Here is a 17,694-nt window from a genome sequence, read left to right on the forward strand (position 1 = left end):
ACGGAGCAGGGTTGCATGAAGATTTTCGGGCCGCTGTACGAGCGGGCGATGAAGTGGGCGGCGCACGAACGCGCGCCGACCTACCTGACGGTGTTGAGCTTCTTCGAGGCGATCATCTTCCCGGTGATGCCGGAGGTGATGCTGGCGCCGATGTGCGTGGCCCAGCCCAAGCGCGGTTGGTGGTTCGCCACCCTGAGCCTGGCCGGCTCGATGGTCGGCGCACTGGTTGGCTACGCGCTGGGTCATTACGCCTTCGAGGCGATCAAGCCGCTGTTCGAGGCGCTGGGCATGCTGCCGGCCATCGAGCAGGGCATCACCACCGTGCAGGCGAAGATGGCCGAGTCGCCGTGGGCAGTGTTCACCTTCCTGGTGCTGGGCGGATTCATGCCCATCCCGATGAAGGTCTTCACGTGGGCATCGGGTATCGTCGGTGTACCGATGCCGCAGTACCTGTTGAGCATGCTGATCGGTCGTGGCAAGCGCGTGTTCGTGCTGGCTGCGGTCATCCGTATCGGTGGTGCGCGTGCTGAAGCGGCGCTGCGTCGCTGGATTGAACCGCTGGGCTGGATCGCCACCGCGCTGGTGGTGGTGCTGATCGCCTGGCTTGTATGGAGGTCGAAGTTCGCATGAGTCCTGATCGTCTGAGCAAGGGAGTGCGCATCGGCGCGCTGGCGTTGCTGGTTTCCACCCTGTCCGCCTGCGGCACCGCCACCGTGGTTCGTCCTGGTGGTGGCAGCACCGGTGGCGGTGTGACCACGCCGAAGACCTCGGTACCCAAGCCGGGGCAGACCGTGGTGGTGCGCAAGGGCGACACCATCTATGCGCTGGCCCGCATCCATGACATCACCCCGGCCGACCTGATTGCCTGGAACAGCCTGGACAACCCCTCGACGATCTATCCGGGGCAGGTGATCCGGCTGTATCCGGCCGGTGCCAGCGGCGGCCGCGCGCCCACCACGGTGGTCACCCCGCCGCGTTCCGGTGGCAGCAGTGGCGGCAGCACCACGCCGGCCCCGGCGCCGGTCGGTCCGGTGAAGAGCAACATCGCCTGGCGCTGGCCGGCTGATGGCGCCATCGTTGGCCGTTACGTGGCTGGTGATGCGACCAAGCAGGGCGTCGACATCGCCGGCACCAGCGGCCAGGCGGTCAAGGCCACCGCCAATGGCGTGGTGGTGTATTCCGGCGCCGGCCTGGTCGGCTACGGCGAGCTGATCATCATCAAGCACAGCGACCAGTGGCTGTCGGCCTATGGCCACAACCGCAAGCGCCTGGTGAATGAAGGCCAGAGCGTGAAGGCCGGTGAGCAGATCGCCGAAATGGGCCGTACCGGTGCGAACCGCGACATGGTCCACTTCGAGATTCGCTACAACGGCAAGCCGGTCGACCCGCAGCAGTACCTGCCGGCACGCTGATCGTCAGATGCGATAGCGCCGGGCCATGCCCGGCGTTCCTGACCTGTAGAGGCGAGCCATGCTCGACCCGGGTACTGCAGAGTGGTCATTTGCGACCTTGTGTGTCGCAGGCTCACCTTCACGGCGGACGGGATACCCGGCATTCTTGAGCGGTCCCAGTCGATCCGGTGCCCCATGCTCCGTCTTGCTTCCACTCTCGCGTTGCTCATCGTCGCGCCGCTGGCCTCCGCAGCCAGCGATCCGCGCGACGTGGTCACCCGTCTTTACGCGGCCGTCCAGGCGCCGGCTTCGGACGAAGCGACCATTCCGCCGTTGCTGGGCGATGCGCTGCGCTCAGCCATCGATGCGCAGCGCGCTTACGAGCGGACCTGTGCGGTGCTGGCCGCGCATGACGAGAAGCCGCACATGCTGGACCAGAGCCCGTATCTCATGGCGCCGGATCGGCCGGAAACGGTAAAGGTGGGGCTGCCCGCGACGAGCGGCGATGGCAGTTGGGTGCTCGTCGAAATGGCGATAGGCGACTATCGCTGGACCGACCGTGTCCTGCTGCAAAGGCAGGGCCAGGACTGGAAGGTCATGGACATCCGCTGGGGCCAGGGCGGCAACCTGATCGGGCGGCTGAAGCAGTTCTCGGCCTTCCGCTGCACCGCTTCTGGCGGCTAGCGCCGGGGCGCGCCCGACGCCTCGACCTCAGCCTTCCAGAATGAAAGCGGCCGCGACCTTGCGGCCTTCGCCCGCCAGGATGTTGAAGGTGCGCGCGGCGGCCGGATTGTTCATCACTTCCAGGCCGATGCCGCGTGACAGGCAGGCAGCCATTACCACTGCCGGCGGGAATACCTGGCGGTCACCCGTGCCGAGCACGATCAGCGCCGGGTTCAGCGCCAGGATCGGCTCCAGGTCAGCCAGCTGCAGCGCGGTGGCGCTCACTACCGGCCATTGCGTGACCAGCTGGTCCGGGGTCAGGAAGAAACTGCTGCCCAGCACCTGGTCATTCACCTTGGCCGAGCGGCCATCGGCGGCGCGCAGGCTGTAGGCGTAATCGGGCGGTTCGTGGTTCAGCTGCATGGCAGTAAGACGATCAGCCGCGCGGCAGCACGATCTGGCGCTGTTCCTTGCTCGGGCGGTACAGCACGGCGACGTGGCCGATGCGCTGTACCAACGCGCTCTCGGTGGCTTCGACGATCTCGCCGATCATCACGTCACGGGCGTCGCGGTCTTCGGCAGCGACCTTCACTTTGACCAGCTCGTGGCGCTCCAGCACTTCGTTCAGCTCAGCGATGAAGGCCGGGGTCACGCCCTTGCCGCCGGTCTGCAGCAGGGCCTTCAGGTCGTGGGCTTGGCCGCGCAGGAAACGGGTCTGGGAAGCGGTCAGGGCGATGGACATGCAGGAAAACACGGTTGAATGGGGCGATCAGGGTATCATGAGGACCCCATCAGCCCCTATTTTCAATGGCTACCCGCAGCAAAAGCAGCCAGCGCTGGCTCAAGGAACACTTCTCCGACCCCTTCGTGAAGAAGGCCCAGGCCGAAGGCATGCGCTCGCGCGCGGCCTACAAGCTCGAAGAGCTGCTGGAACGTGACCGGTTGCTGAAGCCGCACATGGTGGTGGTCGACCTCGGCGCGGCCCCCGGCGGCTGGTCTCAGCAGGTTCGGAGACAGATCGGCGACACCGGCCGCGTGCTGGCATTGGATATCCTGGACATGCCTCCGCTGGCCGGTGTGGAGTTCCTTCATGGTGACTTCAGGGAAGAGGCCGTTCTATCGCAGTTTGAAGCCATGCTCGGGGATCAGCCGGTAGACCTTGTGCTGTCGGACATGGCCCCCAATAAGAGTGGTGTAGGCGCGGTCGACCAGCCGCGGATGATGCACCTGGCGGAGCTGGCTCTGGATTTTGCCGACAACCACCTGAAGACCGGTGGGGCATTCCTGATCAAGCTGTTCCAGGGCGAGGGCTTTGACGACTACGTGCGCGACATGCGCCGCCGGTACGACAAGGTCTCCATCCGCAAGCCGGAAGCCTCGCGCAAGCGCTCTCCCGAGGTGTATGCCTTGGGTCAGGGAAAACGCGCCCACATGAAGTAAGCTCGCAATGTACGCAAGTTCGACCCCAACGCAACGCCAGCACTGAGAGGAACACCGGAGCCAATGAGGATGAACGACTTGACCAAGAACCTCCTGCTATGGGTGGTCGTCGCCGTCGTGCTGATGGTGGTCTTCCAGAGCTTCTCGCCGAAGTCCTCCGGGGCCGGCGCGCAGGGCGCGTCGTACTCGCAGTTCCTGGACCAGGTGGACAGTGGCAACGTGCAGAAGGTCGCCTTTGGCGGCGACATGCGCGGCGGCACCAGCCAGCTGACCTACACCACCCGCGGTGGGCAGTCGTCCACCATCACCGCACCGTTCGATCGTGACCTGATCAACGTGCTGCGTACCAAGAACGTGGAGATCGTGCAGGAGGAGCCGTCCAGCGGCATTTCCCTCGGCGCGATCCTGATGAATTTCCTGCCGGTCATCCTGATCATCGGCTTCTGGTTGTTCATCATGCGCCAGATGCAGGGCGGTGGTGGCGGTGCCAAGGGCGCGATGTCCTTCGGCAAGTCGCGCGCCAAGCTGCAGGGCGAAGACCAGATCAAGGTCACCTTCGCCGACGTCGCTGGCTGCGACGAGGCCAAGGAAGAAGTGGGCGAGCTGGTCGACTTCCTGCGCGACCCGTCCAAGTTCACCAAGCTGGGCGGCAAGATTCCGCGCGGCGTGCTGATGGTCGGCCCGCCGGGTACCGGCAAGACGCTGCTGGCCAAGGCCATCGCGGGCGAAGCCAAGGTGCCGTTCTTCTCGATCTCCGGTTCGGACTTCGTGGAAATGTTCGTCGGCGTCGGCGCCAGCCGCGTGCGCGACATGTTCGAGCAGGCCAAGAAGCACGCCCCCTGCATCATCTTCATCGACGAAATCGACGCCGTCGGTCGTCACCGTGGCGCCGGCCTGGGCGGCGGTCATGACGAGCGCGAGCAGACCCTGAACCAGCTGCTGGTCGAAATGGACGGTTTTGAAGGTGGCGAAGGCGTGATCGTGATCGCTGCGACCAACCGTCCCGACGTGCTGGATCCGGCGCTGCTGCGCCCGGGCCGTTTCGATCGCCAGGTCGTGGTCGGCCTGCCGGACGTGAAGGGTCGCGAGCACATCCTGAAGGTGCACATGCGCAAGCTGCCGCTGGCCGACGACGTCGAGCCGATGGTGATCGCGCGTGGTACCCCGGGCTTCTCCGGCGCCGACCTGGCCAACCTCTGCAACGAGGCTGCCCTGTTCGCCGCGCGTGGCAACGAGAAGGAGGTCCGCATGGACCACTTCGACCGTGCCCGCGACAAGATCCTGATGGGTGCCGAGCGCCGCTCGATGGCCATGAGCGAGGAGGAGAAGACCCTCACCGCCTACCACGAAGCCGGCCACGCCATCGTCGGCCGTCTGGTACCCGAGCATGACCCGGTCTACAAGGTCACCATCATTCCGCGCGGCCGTGCGCTGGGTGTGACCATGTACCTGCCGGAAGGCGACAAGTACTCGATGAACCGCGTGGCGATCAAGTCGCAGCTGTGCTCGCTGTACGGTGGCCGCGTGGCCGAGGAGCTGATCTTCGGTGCCGACAAGGTCACCACCGGCGCCTCCAACGACATCGAGCGCGCCACCAAGATGGCCCGCAACATGGTCACCAAGTGGGGCCTGTCCGACCAGCTCGGCCCGATCGCCTATGGCGAAGAGGACGACGAGGTGTTCCTGGGCCGTTCGGTCACCCAGCACAAGAGCGTGTCCAACGACACCGCGCGCCGCATCGACGAGGAAGTGCGCAACATCCTCGACGAGGCTTACGCACGCACCACCGAGCTGATGACGGCCAACCTGGACAAGCTGCACGCGATGTCCCAGCTGCTGCTGCAGTACGAGACCATCGACGCGCCGCAGATCGACGCCATCATGGAAGGCCGCGATCCGCCGCCGCCGGCCGGTTGGAACAAGTCGAACAAGGATGGTGGCAACGACAAGGGCGGCGACGCCCGTCCGCTGCCGCCGATCGCAGGCCCGGCCGAATCGCACTGACGGCCCGCTGCACGTGACACCAGACGAGGCCGGGGCAACCCGGCTTCGTCGTTTCCGGGCCACTGGCCCATCCCGAAGAACTGATCTGACGCTGGAGCCCGCATGTCCGCCCCGAAGCCCGAACCGATTTCCCACACCGCCGAAATGGTCATCGCCACCGTGGTCGGCGTGGGTGTGGGCCTGGGGGCCGACAATCTGCTGCTGGGCTGCGTGGTGGGTATCGGTGTCGGCATCGTGCTGAGCATCGTCAGGACCCTGTACGTGGACCGAAAGCGCCGCCGCCGTTAAGGGTGTTGGCAGGGCTGCGCCCTGCACCCGCGGTAGTGCCGGCCGCTGGCCGGCAACCTCAACAGCAACAGCAACATTCCGTGGTTTGGCGGGGCGGTGTCGGAGTGCGGGGACGCTGCAAGTACGTCCCTGTAAGCTTGGCAGCCGCATTCATGCGGCTGACACCCCGCCCTCCGACACCGCCCCACCTCTGACAGATCTCCGCGGCTGTTGGTAGGTGTCGACCTTGGTCGACACATCTGTCAGATATCGAATGAGTCATCCACGCATGGCGTGGATCTACTGCAGATCGCAGAAAACTGTCGAAGGCGGGGTGGGTCCGGTTGCGGGGGCGTGAGCGCCATGGATGGCGCGACCGAGCCTCCATGGACGGATTCACGGCGTCCCCCGCAACCGGACCCACCCCGCCATCCCTCAGTAAACCCGCTGTTGCTCCGGCTGTTGCTGTCGCTCTGGCCTCTGCGGGTGCAGGGCGCCGCCCTGCCGAACTAAACTACCCGCCGTTGTCCCTGCAGGATTGCCCATGTTCGATACCTCGCCCCAGCTCGATTGCGCCGGCCGCATCCTGCGCCTCGACCGCGCCCGGGTCATGGGCATCGTCAACGTCACCCCGGACTCGTTCTCCGATGGCGGCGCGCACGACACCACCGAGGCCGCGGTCGCACATGGCCTGAAGCTGGTCGAGGAGGGCGCGGACCTGCTCGATATCGGCGGCGAATCCACCCGCCCGGGCGCCGCGCCGGTATCGGTCGAGGGAGAGCTGCGCCGGGTGCTTCCGGTGATCGAGCAGCTGGCCGCCCGTACGCAGGTTCCGATTAGTATCGATACCTTCAAGCCGGAGGTGATGCGTGCGGCCGTGGCCGCCGGCGCGGGCATGATCAATGACATCTTCGGCCTGCGCCAGGACGGGGCGCTGGACGCCGCCGCTGCAACCGGCGTGCCGGTGGTGCTGATGCACATGCAGGGCGAGCCGGGCCACATGCAGGCTGACCCACACTACGATGACGTGGTCGCCGAGGTGCACGGTTTCCTGGTGCAGCGCCTGTTCGCTGCAGAAATGGCCGGCATCGCGAAGAAGAACCTGCTGGTCGACCTCGGTTTCGGCTTCGGCAAGACCACGGCCCACAACATGACCCTGCTGGCGCGCTCGGAACGCTTCCTGGAACTGGGCGTGCCGATGCTGGCTGGCTTGTCGCGCAAGCGCAGCCTGGGGGAACTGACCGGCCGCGACACGCCGTCCGAACGCGTGGCTGCGTCGGTGGCCGCGCACCTGATTGCGGTGCAGCGTGGTGCGCGCATCGTGCGCGTGCATGACGTGGCGGCCACCGTCGATGCGCTGAAGATCTGGCAAGCGGTCGAGGCGGTGCCGACGCCGCGCGCCGACGCCACGCCGACGATCCGCTGGCCGGACGAAGACTGATGGGCATCGACCGGCGGCCGCTGGCGATCGCCGTGATGGGGCCGACCGCCAGTGGCAAGACCGCCACCGCGATCGCTCTGGCACAGCAGCTGGATGGCGAAATCGTCAGCGTCGATTCGGCGCTGGTGTACCGCCACCTGGATATCGGTTCGGCCAAGCCCGATGCGGCAGAGCGTGCGCAGGCGCCGCACCATCTGCTGGACCTGCGCGATCCCTGGCAGACCTACTCGGCAGCCGAATTCGCCGCCGATGCCGGCCGGGTCGTGGCCGACATCGTGGCACGCGGCAAGATGCCGATCCTGGCCGGTGGCACTGGCCTGTACTTCCGCGCCCTGTTGCAGGGCCTGTCGCCGATGCCCGAGGCCGATCCGGCGACGCGCGAAGCGCTCAGCGCCGAGGCGGCCGAGCGTGGCTGGGCGGCGCTGCACGCAGAGTTGGCCAAGGTCGATCCAGCAGCAGCGGCACGCATCCATGCCACCGACCCGCAGCGCATCCAGCGGGCGCTGGAGGTCTATCGCCTGACCGGCACCCCCATCACTGAATGGCAGCGCCGGCCGGGCGTGGCGCCGTTGCCGGTGCGCACCCTCAAGCTGATCCTGGCGCCGCGTGACCGCGCGGTGCTGCACCAGCGCATCGAGGCGCGCTTCGACGCCATGCTGGCGCAGGGCTTCCTCGACGAGGTGCGGGCGTTGCGCGCGATGCCGGAAATGGCTGCCGTGGAGGCGCCGCTGGACCTGCCGGCAGTGCGCGCGGTCGGCTATCGGCAGGCCTGGGAATACCTGGAGGGGGAGGGCGATGCCGCCCGCTTCCGTGACAAGGCGATCTTCGCCACCCGCCAGCTGGCCAAGCGCCAGCTGACCTGGCTGCGCGGCGAGCTTGATGCGCGCTGGTTCGACCCCCATATCGACCACGAGCGCCTGGCCGGCGCGGTGTCGACCTTCGTCGCACGCTGAACCCCCGCCAGCCGTGTAACATCATCGGTCGGCGGGCGGCTCGGGGGCCGTGGCAACCGTCGGCAACCCAATAAGAACAATAATCAGGAGTGTGCAATGTCCAAGGGGCAATCGCTGCAGGATCCTTTCTTGAATGCACTGCGGCGCGAACGCGTGCCGGTTTCGGTGTACCTGGTGAACGGCATCAAGCTGCAGGGCACGATCGAGTCGTTCGACCAGTTCGTGGTCCTGCTGCGCAACACGGTCAGTCAGATGGTCTACAAGCACGCCATTTCCACGGTCGTTCCGGCACGCAACGTGAAGGTCGGTCCGGGCGGTGGTTATGTGCAGTCGGGTGAAGGTGGTCAGGCAGGTGATGAAGCAGACGAGTAATACCGGAGCGGTGAATGTTTGACCGCTCGAAGAAGGGCGAACACGCCCTGTTGATCCAGCCCCATTTCGGCAAGCTGGAAGACGATGTGCTTGAAGAGTTCGGTGATCTGGCCCGCTCGGCTGGGGCCAGCATCGCCGCGACGATCACCGTACGCCTGGATCGTCCGAATCCGTCGACCCTGATCGGCAGCGGCAAGCTGGACGAGATCAAGGCCGCGGCCGATGCCAGCGGTGCCGACCTGATCCTGGTCAACCATGCGTTGAGCCCGGGCCAGGAGCGCAACCTGGAACGCTTCCTCGAGCGCCGGGTGATCGACCGTACCGGCCTGATCCTGGACATCTTCGCCCAGCGTGCGCACAGCCACGAAGGCAAGCTGCAGGTCGAGCTGGCGCAGCTGCGTCACCTGGCCACGCGGCTGGTGCGCGGCTGGACCCACCTGGAGCGCCAGCGCGGTGGTTCGATCGGCCTGCGTGGCCCGGGTGAAACCCAGCTGGAAACCGACCGCCGCCTGTTGCAGAAGCGTGTCGAGCAGCTGCAGAAGCGGCTGGAAAAGGTCGAGGTGCAGCGCACCCAGATGCGCCGTGCGCGCGTGCGCAGCGAGCTGCCGCGCGTGGCCCTGGTCGGTTACACCAACGCCGGCAAGTCGACCCTGTTCAACGCCATGACCGGCGCCGAGGCGTACGCCGCCGACCAGCTGTTCGCAACGCTGGACCCGACCGTGCGCCGCATCGCGGTGCCGGGCGGCAACGTGGTGCTGGCCGACACCGTCGGCTTCGTCCGTGATCTGCCGCATGACCTGGTCGCTGCGTTCCGCTCGACCCTGTCCGAGGCGCGCGAGGCCGATTTCCTGCTGCACGTGGTCGACGCCGCCGATCCGCACCGCGAGGAGCGCATCGCCCAGGTGGACGAGGTACTGACCGCGGTCGGTGCCGGTGACCTGCCGCAGTTGCTGGTGTTCAACAAGATTGACCGGATCGAGGGCGCCGACGTTCGCCACGATGGCCAGGACGGTATCCCGGATGAGTCGCGTCGCGAGCGGGTGTGGATTTCCGCGCGTGACGGGCAGGGCTTGGAGCTGCTGCAGGCAGTGCTGGGCAAGCGCCTGGGCCTGCAGCATGTCACCGGCGAACTGCGCCTGCCGCCGGATGCCGGGCGCCTGCGTGCGCGCCTGCACCAGCTGGAAGTGATCCGCAGCGAGCAGGCCGACGATGACGGCTGGCTGCTGCAGGTCGACCTGCCGATCGCAGAAGCCGAAAAGCTGGCTGCCAGTGCCGACGGCGCGCCGATCCGGGCGCTGCTGCCGGAGAAACTGCCGGAGTGGTGAGGTAGCGGCCCATGCCCGGTAGTGCCGGCCGCTGGCCGGCAGCGCAACCGTGCCGGAGGGGCGCGACATCCAGCTGTCATCTGCGGTACAACGTGCAGGTTCTTCACCCCACCGTCATGCCGATGTCCATTCCCACCGACGCTGAACTCAATGCCCAGTCCGCCGCGCTCGGGCAGCGCCTGCAGCAGGCTTCGCTGCAGCTGGTGACCGCTGAAAGCTGCAGTGGTGGCTGGATCGCCAAGTGCATGACTGATATCGCCGGTTCCTCGGCGTTCTTCGACTGCGGCATGGTGGTCTACAGCTACGAGGCCAAGCAGCGCCTGCTGGGCGTGCGTGCGCAGACTCTGGAGCAGTTCGGCGCGGTCAGCCGCGAAACCGTGCTGGAAATGGTGTCCGGCGCGCTGGTCAATTCCGGCGCCGGTATCGCCGTGGCGGTGACCGGCATTGCCGGACCCGGCGGTGGCAGCCCGGACAAGCCCGTCGGCAGTGTCTGGATCGGCTGGAAGCGCCGCGGTGGCTACGCCCGTGCCGAGCTGTTCCAGTTCGATGGCGACCGCGAAGCCATCCGCCGGCAAACCGTGGCGGCGGCATTGCGCGGTATCGACGCCCAGCTGTGACATGCTGATCCGGTAATCGTCCGGAGCACGCATGATGTGGGAAACGCTGGGCACGGTCCGTGACCTGGGCCGACTGCAGGAAATCGCCGTCGTCCTGATCCGCTATGGCTTCGGCGATGTGGTGCGGCGCATCGGCCTGGCCAGCACGCTGGAGCGGGCAGGGCGCCTGCTGCACTGGAACGAGGAGCGGCAGGAACTGTTGCGGATGACCGCGCCGGTGCGCGTGCGCAGCGCGATGCAGGATCTCGGCCCGACCTTTGTCAAGCTCGGCCAGGTACTGGCGACGCGCGTCGACCTGCTGCCGCCGGAATGGATCGCCGAGCTCTCCGAACTGCAGAACGCGGTGCCGGCGCTGCCGTACGCGGATATCCGCGAGCAGCTCGAGGCCGACCTAGGTGCATCGCCTTCAGAAGTGTTCGCCTTCCTCGATGAAACCCCGATGGCCGCCGCTTCGCTGGCGCAGGCCCACCGCGCGCGCCTGCATGACGGTCGCGAGGTGGTGCTGAAGGTGCGTCGCCCCGGCATCCGCGATGTGGTCGAGGCCGACCTGCGGCTGCTGGCCCGCCTGGCCGAAATCATTGAAGCCCGGCTTCCGGACCTGCGTCGTTACCGCCCGGCCGAGGTGGTGCAGCAGTTCACGGTGTCGCTGCGCCGCGAGCTGGATTTCGCCGCCGAGTGCCGCAATGCCGAGCGCATCGCGCGCAACTTCAAGGGCCGCGACGACATCCTGATTCCCGACGTGCACTGGCAGTGGACCTGCGAAAGCCTGAACGTGCAGGACTTCGTCGACGGCATTCCAGGGCGTGATCTGGCCGGCGTCGATGCGGCGGGGCTGGACCGGCGCGAACTGGCGCGACGCGGTGCGGACATCGTGCTGAAGATGGTGCTGGAGGACGGCAGCTTCCACGCCGATCCGCATCCCGGCAACATCATCTACCTGCGCGACGGCCGTATCGGCGTGATCGATTTCGGCATGGTCGGTGCGCTGTCCGAAGTGCGTCGTTTCCAGGTTGCGCAGCTGCTGCACGGGCTGGTCGAGCAGGACCCGCAGGGCGTGGCCGACGTGCTGCTGGACTGGGCCGGCGGCGTGGAAGTGGACGAGAACCGGCTGCAGCACGACATCAGCCAGTTCGTCGACCAGTACCGTGGCGTGCCGCTGAAGGACCTGCGCATCGGTCTGATGCTGGGCGACATCACCCAGCTGCTGCGCAGCTACAGCCTGACCCTGCCGGCCGACCTGGCGCTGATGATCAAGGCGTTCCTGACACTGGAAGGGATGGGGCGGCAGCTGGACCCGGATTTCGACATGGCCAGCGCCGCGCGCCCGTTCCTGGAACGGGTGGTACTGCAGCGCTATGCGCCCAAGGCCCTGCTCAAGCGCGGCCGCCGCAGCTTGCTGGGCCTGGTCGACTTCGCCGGTGAACTGCCCCGCGACCTGCGCAAGCTGGTCCAGGCCGCCCGCCGTGGGCGCCTGCAGCTGAAGGTGGAAACCACGGCGCTGCAGGGCTTCGGCGAGCAGGTGAACCGTGCGGCGAACCGGCTGGTGATGGGCATCGTCACTGCTGCCCTGATCATCGGCTCATCCATCGTGATGCACAGTGTAGGTGGCGTCTCCAGCCGCTGGCTGCTGGCGCTGGGCGTATGCGGCTTCATCGGCGCCGGCTTCTGCGGCGTCTGGATCCTGTTTTCGATCTGGAGAAGCGGCAAACACACATAGTGTGCTTGCCGCAGCGGTTCCCAACGGGAACCGCGGAATCGCTGCGCGATTCCTGTAGAGCCGACCGCTGGTCGGCTGCTTTTGCTCCGCCTTTGTCTCTGCCAGCCAGGCCAAGCCCAGCGACGATCGCCGAGCACGGCTCGGCACCACAGATGCCGCCGTGTCGCCCCCGGCACTTGCAGTCCTGCTCATTAGTAGTAATACTACTAACCATGGACCTGACCGACACCCAGCAGGCGATCCTGCAGTTGATCGCCGAGCGTATCGAGAGCGAAGGCGCGCCGCCGTCGCAGACTGAAATCGCACGTGCGTTCGGCTTCAAGGGCGTGCGCGCGGCCCAGTACCACCTGGAGGCCCTGGAGCAGGCCGGTGCGATCCGTCGCATCCCGGGCCAGGCCCGCGGCATCCGCCTGGTACAGGCGCCACCGGTCGAGAAGCTGGCCGAGCCGGGCCTGCCCGACAGCGTCCTGCGCCTGCCGGTATTGGGCCGTGTCGCAGCCGGCCTGCCGATCGGTGCCGATATCGGCTCGGACGACTTCGTGGTGCTGGACCGGGTGTTCTTCTCGCCGGCACCGGATTACCTGTTGAAGGTGCAGGGCGATTCGATGATCGACGAGGGCATCTTCGACGGTGACCTGATCGGCGTGCACCGCACCCGCGATGCTCATTCCGGACAGATCGTCGTGGCCCGCATCGATGACGAGATCACCGTCAAGCTGCTGAAGATCGCCAAGGATCGTATCCGCCTGCTGCCGCGCAATCCCGACTACAAGCCGATCGAGGTGCTGCCTGACCAGGACTTCTCGATTGAGGGCCTCTATTGCGGCCTGTTGCGACCCAACCGTTGACCCGTTCCATAGCGCATTACCCCGCGGTCTTTTGTGGCGATTCTCTGGTTCCACTGAGGTTGGTACGGATGTCCGATAATTCTTTTCAGAGCGCCGGGCAGAATCTCAGCCTGTGCGATACGTCCGACTTAAAGTGAACCCATGGCAAAGAAGACCCCCAAAGACAGCACCTCCAACGACACGACCTCTGCAAGGACCAATCCGATGGACGAGAACAAGAAGCGCGCCCTCGCTGCAGCTCTGGGCCAGATCGAAAAGCAGTTCGGCAAGGGCTCGGTGATGCGCATGGGCGACCGCGTGGTCGAGCCCGTCGAAGCCATCCCGACCGGTTCGCTGATGCTCGACATCGCGCTGGGCATTGGCGGTCTGCCGAAGGGCCGTGTCGTTGAAATCTACGGGCCGGAATCCTCGGGCAAGACCACGCTGACCCTGCAGGCCATCGCTGAATGCCAGAAGATGGGCGGCACCGCGGCCTTCATCGACGCCGAGCACGCGCTGGACCCGATCTACGCCGCCAAGCTGGGCGTGAACGTGGATGACCTGCTGCTGTCGCAGCCGGATACCGGCGAGCAGGCGCTGGAAATCGCCGACATGCTCGTCCGTTCGGGTTCGGTGGACATCCTGGTGATCGACTCGGTCGCCGCGCTGACCCCGAAGGCCGAAATCGAAGGCGAGATGGGCGATCAGCTGCCGGGCCTGCAGGCCCGCCTGATGAGCCAGGCGCTGCGCAAGCTGACCGGCAACATCAAGCGCTCCAACACCCTGGTGGTCTTCATCAACCAGCTGCGCATGAAGATCGGCGTGATGATGCCGGGCCAGAGTCCGGAAACCACCACCGGCGGCAACGCGCTGAAGTTCTACGCTTCGGTGCGCCTGGACATCCGCCGTATCGGCGCAATCAAGAAGGGCGACGAGATCATTGGCAACCAGACCAAGATCAAGGTCGTCAAGAACAAGCTGGCGCCTCCGTTCAAGCAGGTCATCACCGAGATCCTGTACGGCGAAGGCATCAGCCGCGAGGGCGAGCTGATCGACATGGGTGTGGATGCCAAGCTGGTCGAGAAGGCCGGCGCTTGGTACAGCTACGGTGAAGAGCGTATCGGCCAGGGCAAGGACAACGCCCGTGGCTACCTGCGCGACAACCCGACGGTCGCTGCCAAGCTTGAAGCCGAGCTGCGCGAGAAGTTCCAGCCGACCGAAGCCACCCGTGAGGAAGGCGACGACGAAGGTGACGACGAATAAGGCTTGCTGTGGGGCAGGGCGGCGCCGTCAGTGACGTCGCCCTGTCCCGCAGGTTCGAATCGCCCAGGGATGGGCTGGGCGCCACGGATGGCGCCACCCTTGGAGCACCGATGTCCGACGCCGACGACATTCCCACCGGCCGCAAACGCCGGCCGCGCGAGCAGACGCCCGTGCAACGAGCGCTGGGCCTGCTGGTCCGCCGCGAGCACTCGCGCAAGGAGCTCACCCGCAAGCTGACCGCACGCGGCATCGAAGACGAAGCCGCGCAGGCGGCTGTGGCCAAGTTGACAGAGGCCGGCTGGCAGGACGACACCCGTTTCGCCGAGAACCTGGTGCGGATGCGCGCCAACACCGGTTATGGGCCGATCCATGTCCGCGCCGAGCTGGGCACTCACGGCCTGGACAGTGCCGCGATTGCCGCGGCGATGGACAGCTACGAAGGCGACTGGCAGGAAAATGCCCGTGATCTGGTCCGCCGACGCTTTGGCGAGGCCGGTCCGCAGGACCTGACGCAGCGGCGCAAGGCCGCCGATCTGCTGGCCCGACGGGGCTTCGACGGCGACAGCATCCGCCGTGCGACCCGCTACGACCCGGATGACTGAGACTGGCGGCGCCGGGCCTGATACCCTTTAGGTTTTCGGCGGTCCCTCGCGACCCTGGCCAACGCGGCCGGTGGTCCGGGCCCGCCGGCCCGCAGACTGCCAGCCCCCAATGAACGCATCCGCCAAATTCACGACTTCCCAGATCCGCAGCGACTTCCTTGAATTCTTCAAGGGCAAAGGCCACACCATCGTGCCGTCGGCGCCGCTGGTGCCGGGCAATGATCCGACCCTGCTGTTCACCAACTCCGGCATGGTGCAGTTCAAGGACGTGTTCCTTGGCGCGGAGAAGCGCAGCTACGTGCGCGCGGCCGACGTGCAGCGCTGCCTGCGCGCGGGCGGCAAACACAACGACCTCGACCAGGTCGGCTACACCGCACGCCACCACACCTTCTTCGAAATGCTGGGCAACTGGTCGTTCGGCGACTACTTCAAGAAGGATGCGATCGCCTGGGCCTGGGAACTGCTGACCCAGGTCTGGAAGCTGCCGGCCGAGCGCCTGCTGGTCACCGTCTACCAGACCGATGACGAAGCGTACGCACTGTGGCGCGACATGGTCGGCGTGCCGGAAGAGCGCATCGTGCGCATTGGCGACAACAAGGGCGCACCGTTCGCCTCGGACAACTTCTGGCAGATGGCCGACACCGGTCCGTGCGGCCCTTGCACCGAGATTTTCTACGACCACGGTGACCATATCGCCGGCGGCCCCCCGGGCTCCCCGGATGAGGACGGCGACCGCTTCATCGAAATCTGGAACCTGGTGTTCATGCAGTTCGACCGCCAGCCGGATGGCACCCTGGTGCCGCTGCCGGCGCCGTGCGTGGATACCGGCATGGGCCTGGAGCGCCTGGCGGCGATCCTGCAGCACGTGCACACCAACTATGAGATCGACCTGTTCCAGGCGCTGATCCGCAAGGCGTCCGAGCTGACCGGCACCGCCGACCTGGAAAACAAGTCACTGCGCGTGATCGCGGACCACATCCGTGCCTGTTCGTTCCTGATCGTCGACGGCGTGCTGCCGTCCAACGAAGGCCGCGGCTACGTGCTGCGCCGTATCATCCGCCGCGCCCTGCGCCACGGCTGGATGCTGGGCGTGCGCCAGCCGTTCTTCAGCAAGCTGGTGCCGACCCTGGTCGAGCAGATGGGCGAGGCCTACCCGGAACTGCCGGCGGCGGTGGATACCGTCACCCGTGCGCTGCAGGCCGAGGAAGAGCGTTTCGCCGAAACCCTCGATGCCGGCATGAAGATCTTCGAGGACGTGGCCGGCAAGGCCAGCAATGGCGTGATCCCGGGCGTTGACGCGTTCCGCCTGTACGACACCTATGGCTTCCCGCTCGACCTGACCCAGGACATCGCCCGCGAGCGCGACCTGACCGTCGACATTGCCGGCTTCGACGCCGCGATGGAGCAGCAGCGCGAGACCGCGCGCGCCGCCGGCAAGTTCGGTGGTGGCGTGACCCTGCCGGCCGAGCTGGTGGCGACCCTCAGCCCAACCGTGTTCCTGGGGTATGACCGCCTGCAGGCCGACGGCCTGACCGTGCTGGCGCTGCTCAAGGACGGTCGTCCGGTGCAGTCGGCCGATGCCGGTGATGCGGTCATCGTGATCACCAACCAGACCCCGTTCTACGCCGAGTCCGGCGGCCAGGTCGGCGACACCGGCGTGCTCACCGGCAACGGCGTGCGCCTGGCGGTAGAAGACACCCAGAAGTTCGCCGGCCAGTTCCATGGCCACGTCGGCACCCTGTCCGAAGGCGGTCTGAAGGTCGGTGATGTGCTGTCCGGCCAGGTCGATGGCGAGCGCCGTGGCGCCACCATCCTCAACCACTCCGCCACCCACCTGCTGCACGCCGCCCTGCGCGAAGTGCTCGGCACCCACGTGCAGCAGAAGGGCTCGCTGGTGGCGCCGGATCGCCTGCGCTTCGACTTCTCGCACTTCCAGCCGATCAGTGCGGAAGAGCTGGCCGTGATCGAGCGCAAGGTCAACCAGCAGGTGCGTGCCAACAACGCTGCCGAAGTGCACAATATGGGCATGCAGGAAGCGCTGGATTTCGGCGCGATGGCCCTGTTCGGCGAGAAGTACGGCGAACACGTGCGCGTGCTGAAGATGGGTGACTACTCCACCGAGCTGTGCGGCGGTACCCACGTCAACCGCACCGGCGACATCGGCCTGTTCAAGATCACCTCCGAGGGCGGTGTTTCCGCCGGCGTGCGCCGTATCGAAGCGGTCACCGGCCAGGGCGCCCTGGATTACGTGGACGCCGAAGAGGCCCGTCTGGCCGAAGCCGCCGACCTGCTCGGTGGCAGCGCTGCCGACGTGGTCGAGAAGATCCGTGCCCTCGGTCAGCGCCAGAAGCAGCTGGAGCGCGAACTGGACGCCGTGAAGGCCAAGGTTGCCGCCGGTGCTACCGCCGACCTGTCCGGCCAGGCGGTCGAGGTTGCGGGCGTGAAGGTGCTGGCCGCCCGTCTGGAGGGCTTCGATGCCAAGGCCCTGCGTGACGCCATGGACCGCCTGAAGCAGCAGCTGGGCAATGCGGTGATCGTGCTGGCCGGCGCCCAGGACGGCAAGGCCGCCCTGGTCGCAGGTGTGAACGGCAGCGCAATGGGCAAGGTCAAGGCCGGGGAACTGTTGTCCCATATCGCCGGTCAGATCGGGGGCAAGGGCGGCGGACGCCCGGACCTCGCCCAGGGTGGTGGCGAGGACGGGCCCGCCCTTGCCACTGCGCTGGCTGCAGTCGTCGAATGGGTCAGCCCCCGCCTGTGATGAACCTGGCCGTCCCCCTCCTTGTAGGAGCGGGACGGCTGACGGTACCATTGC

The 17,694-nt window shown here is 66.6% G+C and carries 18 protein-coding genes; 16 read left to right on the plus strand and 2 right to left on the minus strand.

Translation table 11 applies throughout. The annotated features are described in order from the left end of the window. Window positions 1-15: 15 nt before the first annotated feature. From ACZK45_RS07895 to ACZK45_RS07905, 3 genes are all read left to right on the plus strand, one after another. Entirely contained in the window at window positions 16-630 is a 615-nt protein-coding gene (locus ACZK45_RS07895) for a YqaA family protein (RefSeq protein WP_014036746.1), read from the plus strand. Then, window positions 627-1,412: a peptidoglycan DD-metalloendopeptidase family protein gene (locus tag ACZK45_RS07900; RefSeq protein ID WP_253144629.1), complete on the plus strand. Its 786-nt coding sequence runs from the start codon at window positions 627-629 to the stop codon at window positions 1,410-1,412. The genes ACZK45_RS07895 and ACZK45_RS07900 overlap by 4 nt, the downstream gene beginning before the upstream one ends. Before the next feature lie 174 nt (window positions 1,413-1,586). Further along, entirely contained in the window at window positions 1,587-2,075 is a 489-nt protein-coding gene (locus ACZK45_RS07905) for a hypothetical protein (RefSeq protein ID WP_293798405.1), read from the plus strand. A gap of 27 nt (window positions 2,076-2,102) precedes the next feature. On the opposite strand, the gene ACZK45_RS07910 is transcribed toward ACZK45_RS07905, so the two are convergent. Together ACZK45_RS07910 and yhbY are read right to left on the minus strand one after the other, a co-directional pair. After that, window positions 2,103-2,477 (minus strand): Mth938-like domain-containing protein, encoded by a 375-nt coding sequence (locus ACZK45_RS07910; RefSeq protein ID WP_012510659.1) that lies wholly within the window; start codon window positions 2,475-2,477, stop codon window positions 2,103-2,105. A gap of 13 nt (window positions 2,478-2,490) precedes the next feature. Next, entirely contained in the window at window positions 2,491-2,796 is a 306-nt protein-coding gene (yhbY, locus tag ACZK45_RS07915; protein WP_004152868.1) for a ribosome assembly RNA-binding protein YhbY, read from the minus strand. Between the two features lie 65 nt (window positions 2,797-2,861). Between yhbY and rlmE the strand changes: the two genes are divergently transcribed. The 13 genes from rlmE (at window position 2,862) to alaS (ending at window position 17,640) form a co-directional block, all read left to right on the plus strand. Further along, window positions 2,862-3,494, plus strand: coding sequence for a 23S rRNA (uridine(2552)-2'-O)-methyltransferase RlmE (rlmE, locus tag ACZK45_RS07920; protein WP_005409014.1), 633 nt, complete (start codon window positions 2,862-2,864; stop codon window positions 3,492-3,494). Window positions 3,495-3,563: 69 nt separating this feature from the next. Further along, entirely contained in the window at window positions 3,564-5,498 is a 1,935-nt protein-coding gene (gene ftsH / locus ACZK45_RS07925) for an ATP-dependent zinc metalloprotease FtsH (RefSeq protein WP_010485966.1), read from the plus strand. Window positions 5,499-5,600: 102 nt separating this feature from the next. After that, window positions 5,601-5,786: a hypothetical protein gene (locus ACZK45_RS07930; protein WP_121503759.1), complete on the plus strand. Its 186-nt coding sequence runs from the start codon at window positions 5,601-5,603 to the stop codon at window positions 5,784-5,786. Between the two features lie 523 nt (window positions 5,787-6,309). Beyond that, window positions 6,310-7,206, plus strand: coding sequence for a dihydropteroate synthase (gene folP, locus ACZK45_RS07935; protein WP_253144623.1), 897 nt, complete (start codon window positions 6,310-6,312; stop codon window positions 7,204-7,206). Continuing rightward, window positions 7,206-8,159, plus strand: coding sequence for a tRNA (adenosine(37)-N6)-dimethylallyltransferase MiaA (miaA, locus tag ACZK45_RS07940; protein ID WP_180838532.1), 954 nt, complete (start codon window positions 7,206-7,208; stop codon window positions 8,157-8,159). Before folP ends, miaA begins: the two co-directional genes overlap by 1 nt. A gap of 96 nt (window positions 8,160-8,255) precedes the next feature. Further along, window positions 8,256-8,531, plus strand: a complete 276-nt coding sequence (gene hfq, locus ACZK45_RS07945) for an RNA chaperone Hfq (protein ID WP_004152891.1) — start codon at window positions 8,256-8,258, stop codon at window positions 8,529-8,531. 14 nt (window positions 8,532-8,545) lie between these two features. Next, the gene (hflX, locus tag ACZK45_RS07950; RefSeq protein ID WP_478445650.1) at window positions 8,546-9,856 is read left to right on the plus strand and encodes a ribosome rescue GTPase HflX; all 1,311 of its coding nucleotides are present in this window, start codon (window positions 8,546-8,548) and stop codon (window positions 9,854-9,856) included. Between the two features lie 122 nt (window positions 9,857-9,978). Beyond that, window positions 9,979-10,473, plus strand: coding sequence for a CinA family protein (locus ACZK45_RS07955; RefSeq protein ID WP_010484249.1), 495 nt, complete (start codon window positions 9,979-9,981; stop codon window positions 10,471-10,473). 34 nt (window positions 10,474-10,507) lie between these two features. Continuing rightward, window positions 10,508-12,190, plus strand: a complete 1,683-nt coding sequence (ubiB, locus tag ACZK45_RS07960) for a 2-polyprenylphenol 6-hydroxylase (RefSeq protein WP_478445872.1) — start codon at window positions 10,508-10,510, stop codon at window positions 12,188-12,190. Window positions 12,191-12,402: 212 nt separating this feature from the next. Beyond that, window positions 12,403-13,038, plus strand: coding sequence for a transcriptional repressor LexA (gene lexA, locus ACZK45_RS07965; protein WP_032128412.1), 636 nt, complete (start codon window positions 12,403-12,405; stop codon window positions 13,036-13,038). A gap of 204 nt (window positions 13,039-13,242) precedes the next feature. Beyond that, on the plus strand, window positions 13,243-14,280 hold the full coding sequence (gene recA, locus ACZK45_RS07970) for a recombinase RecA (protein ID WP_049449560.1): 1,038 nt from the start codon (window positions 13,243-13,245) through the stop codon (window positions 14,278-14,280). A 110-nt stretch (window positions 14,281-14,390) separates the two neighbouring features. After that, window positions 14,391-14,882 (plus strand): recombination regulator RecX, encoded by a 492-nt coding sequence (gene recX / locus ACZK45_RS07975; protein ID WP_014036760.1) that lies wholly within the window; start codon window positions 14,391-14,393, stop codon window positions 14,880-14,882. A 109-nt stretch (window positions 14,883-14,991) separates the two neighbouring features. Further along, complete coding sequence (gene alaS / locus ACZK45_RS07980) at window positions 14,992-17,640, plus strand: alanine--tRNA ligase (protein WP_253144618.1); 2,649 nt, start codon at window positions 14,992-14,994, stop codon at window positions 17,638-17,640. Window positions 17,641-17,694: the final 54 nt, after the last annotated feature.

The organism is Stenotrophomonas sp. 63632_Sma (assembly GCF_056482875.1).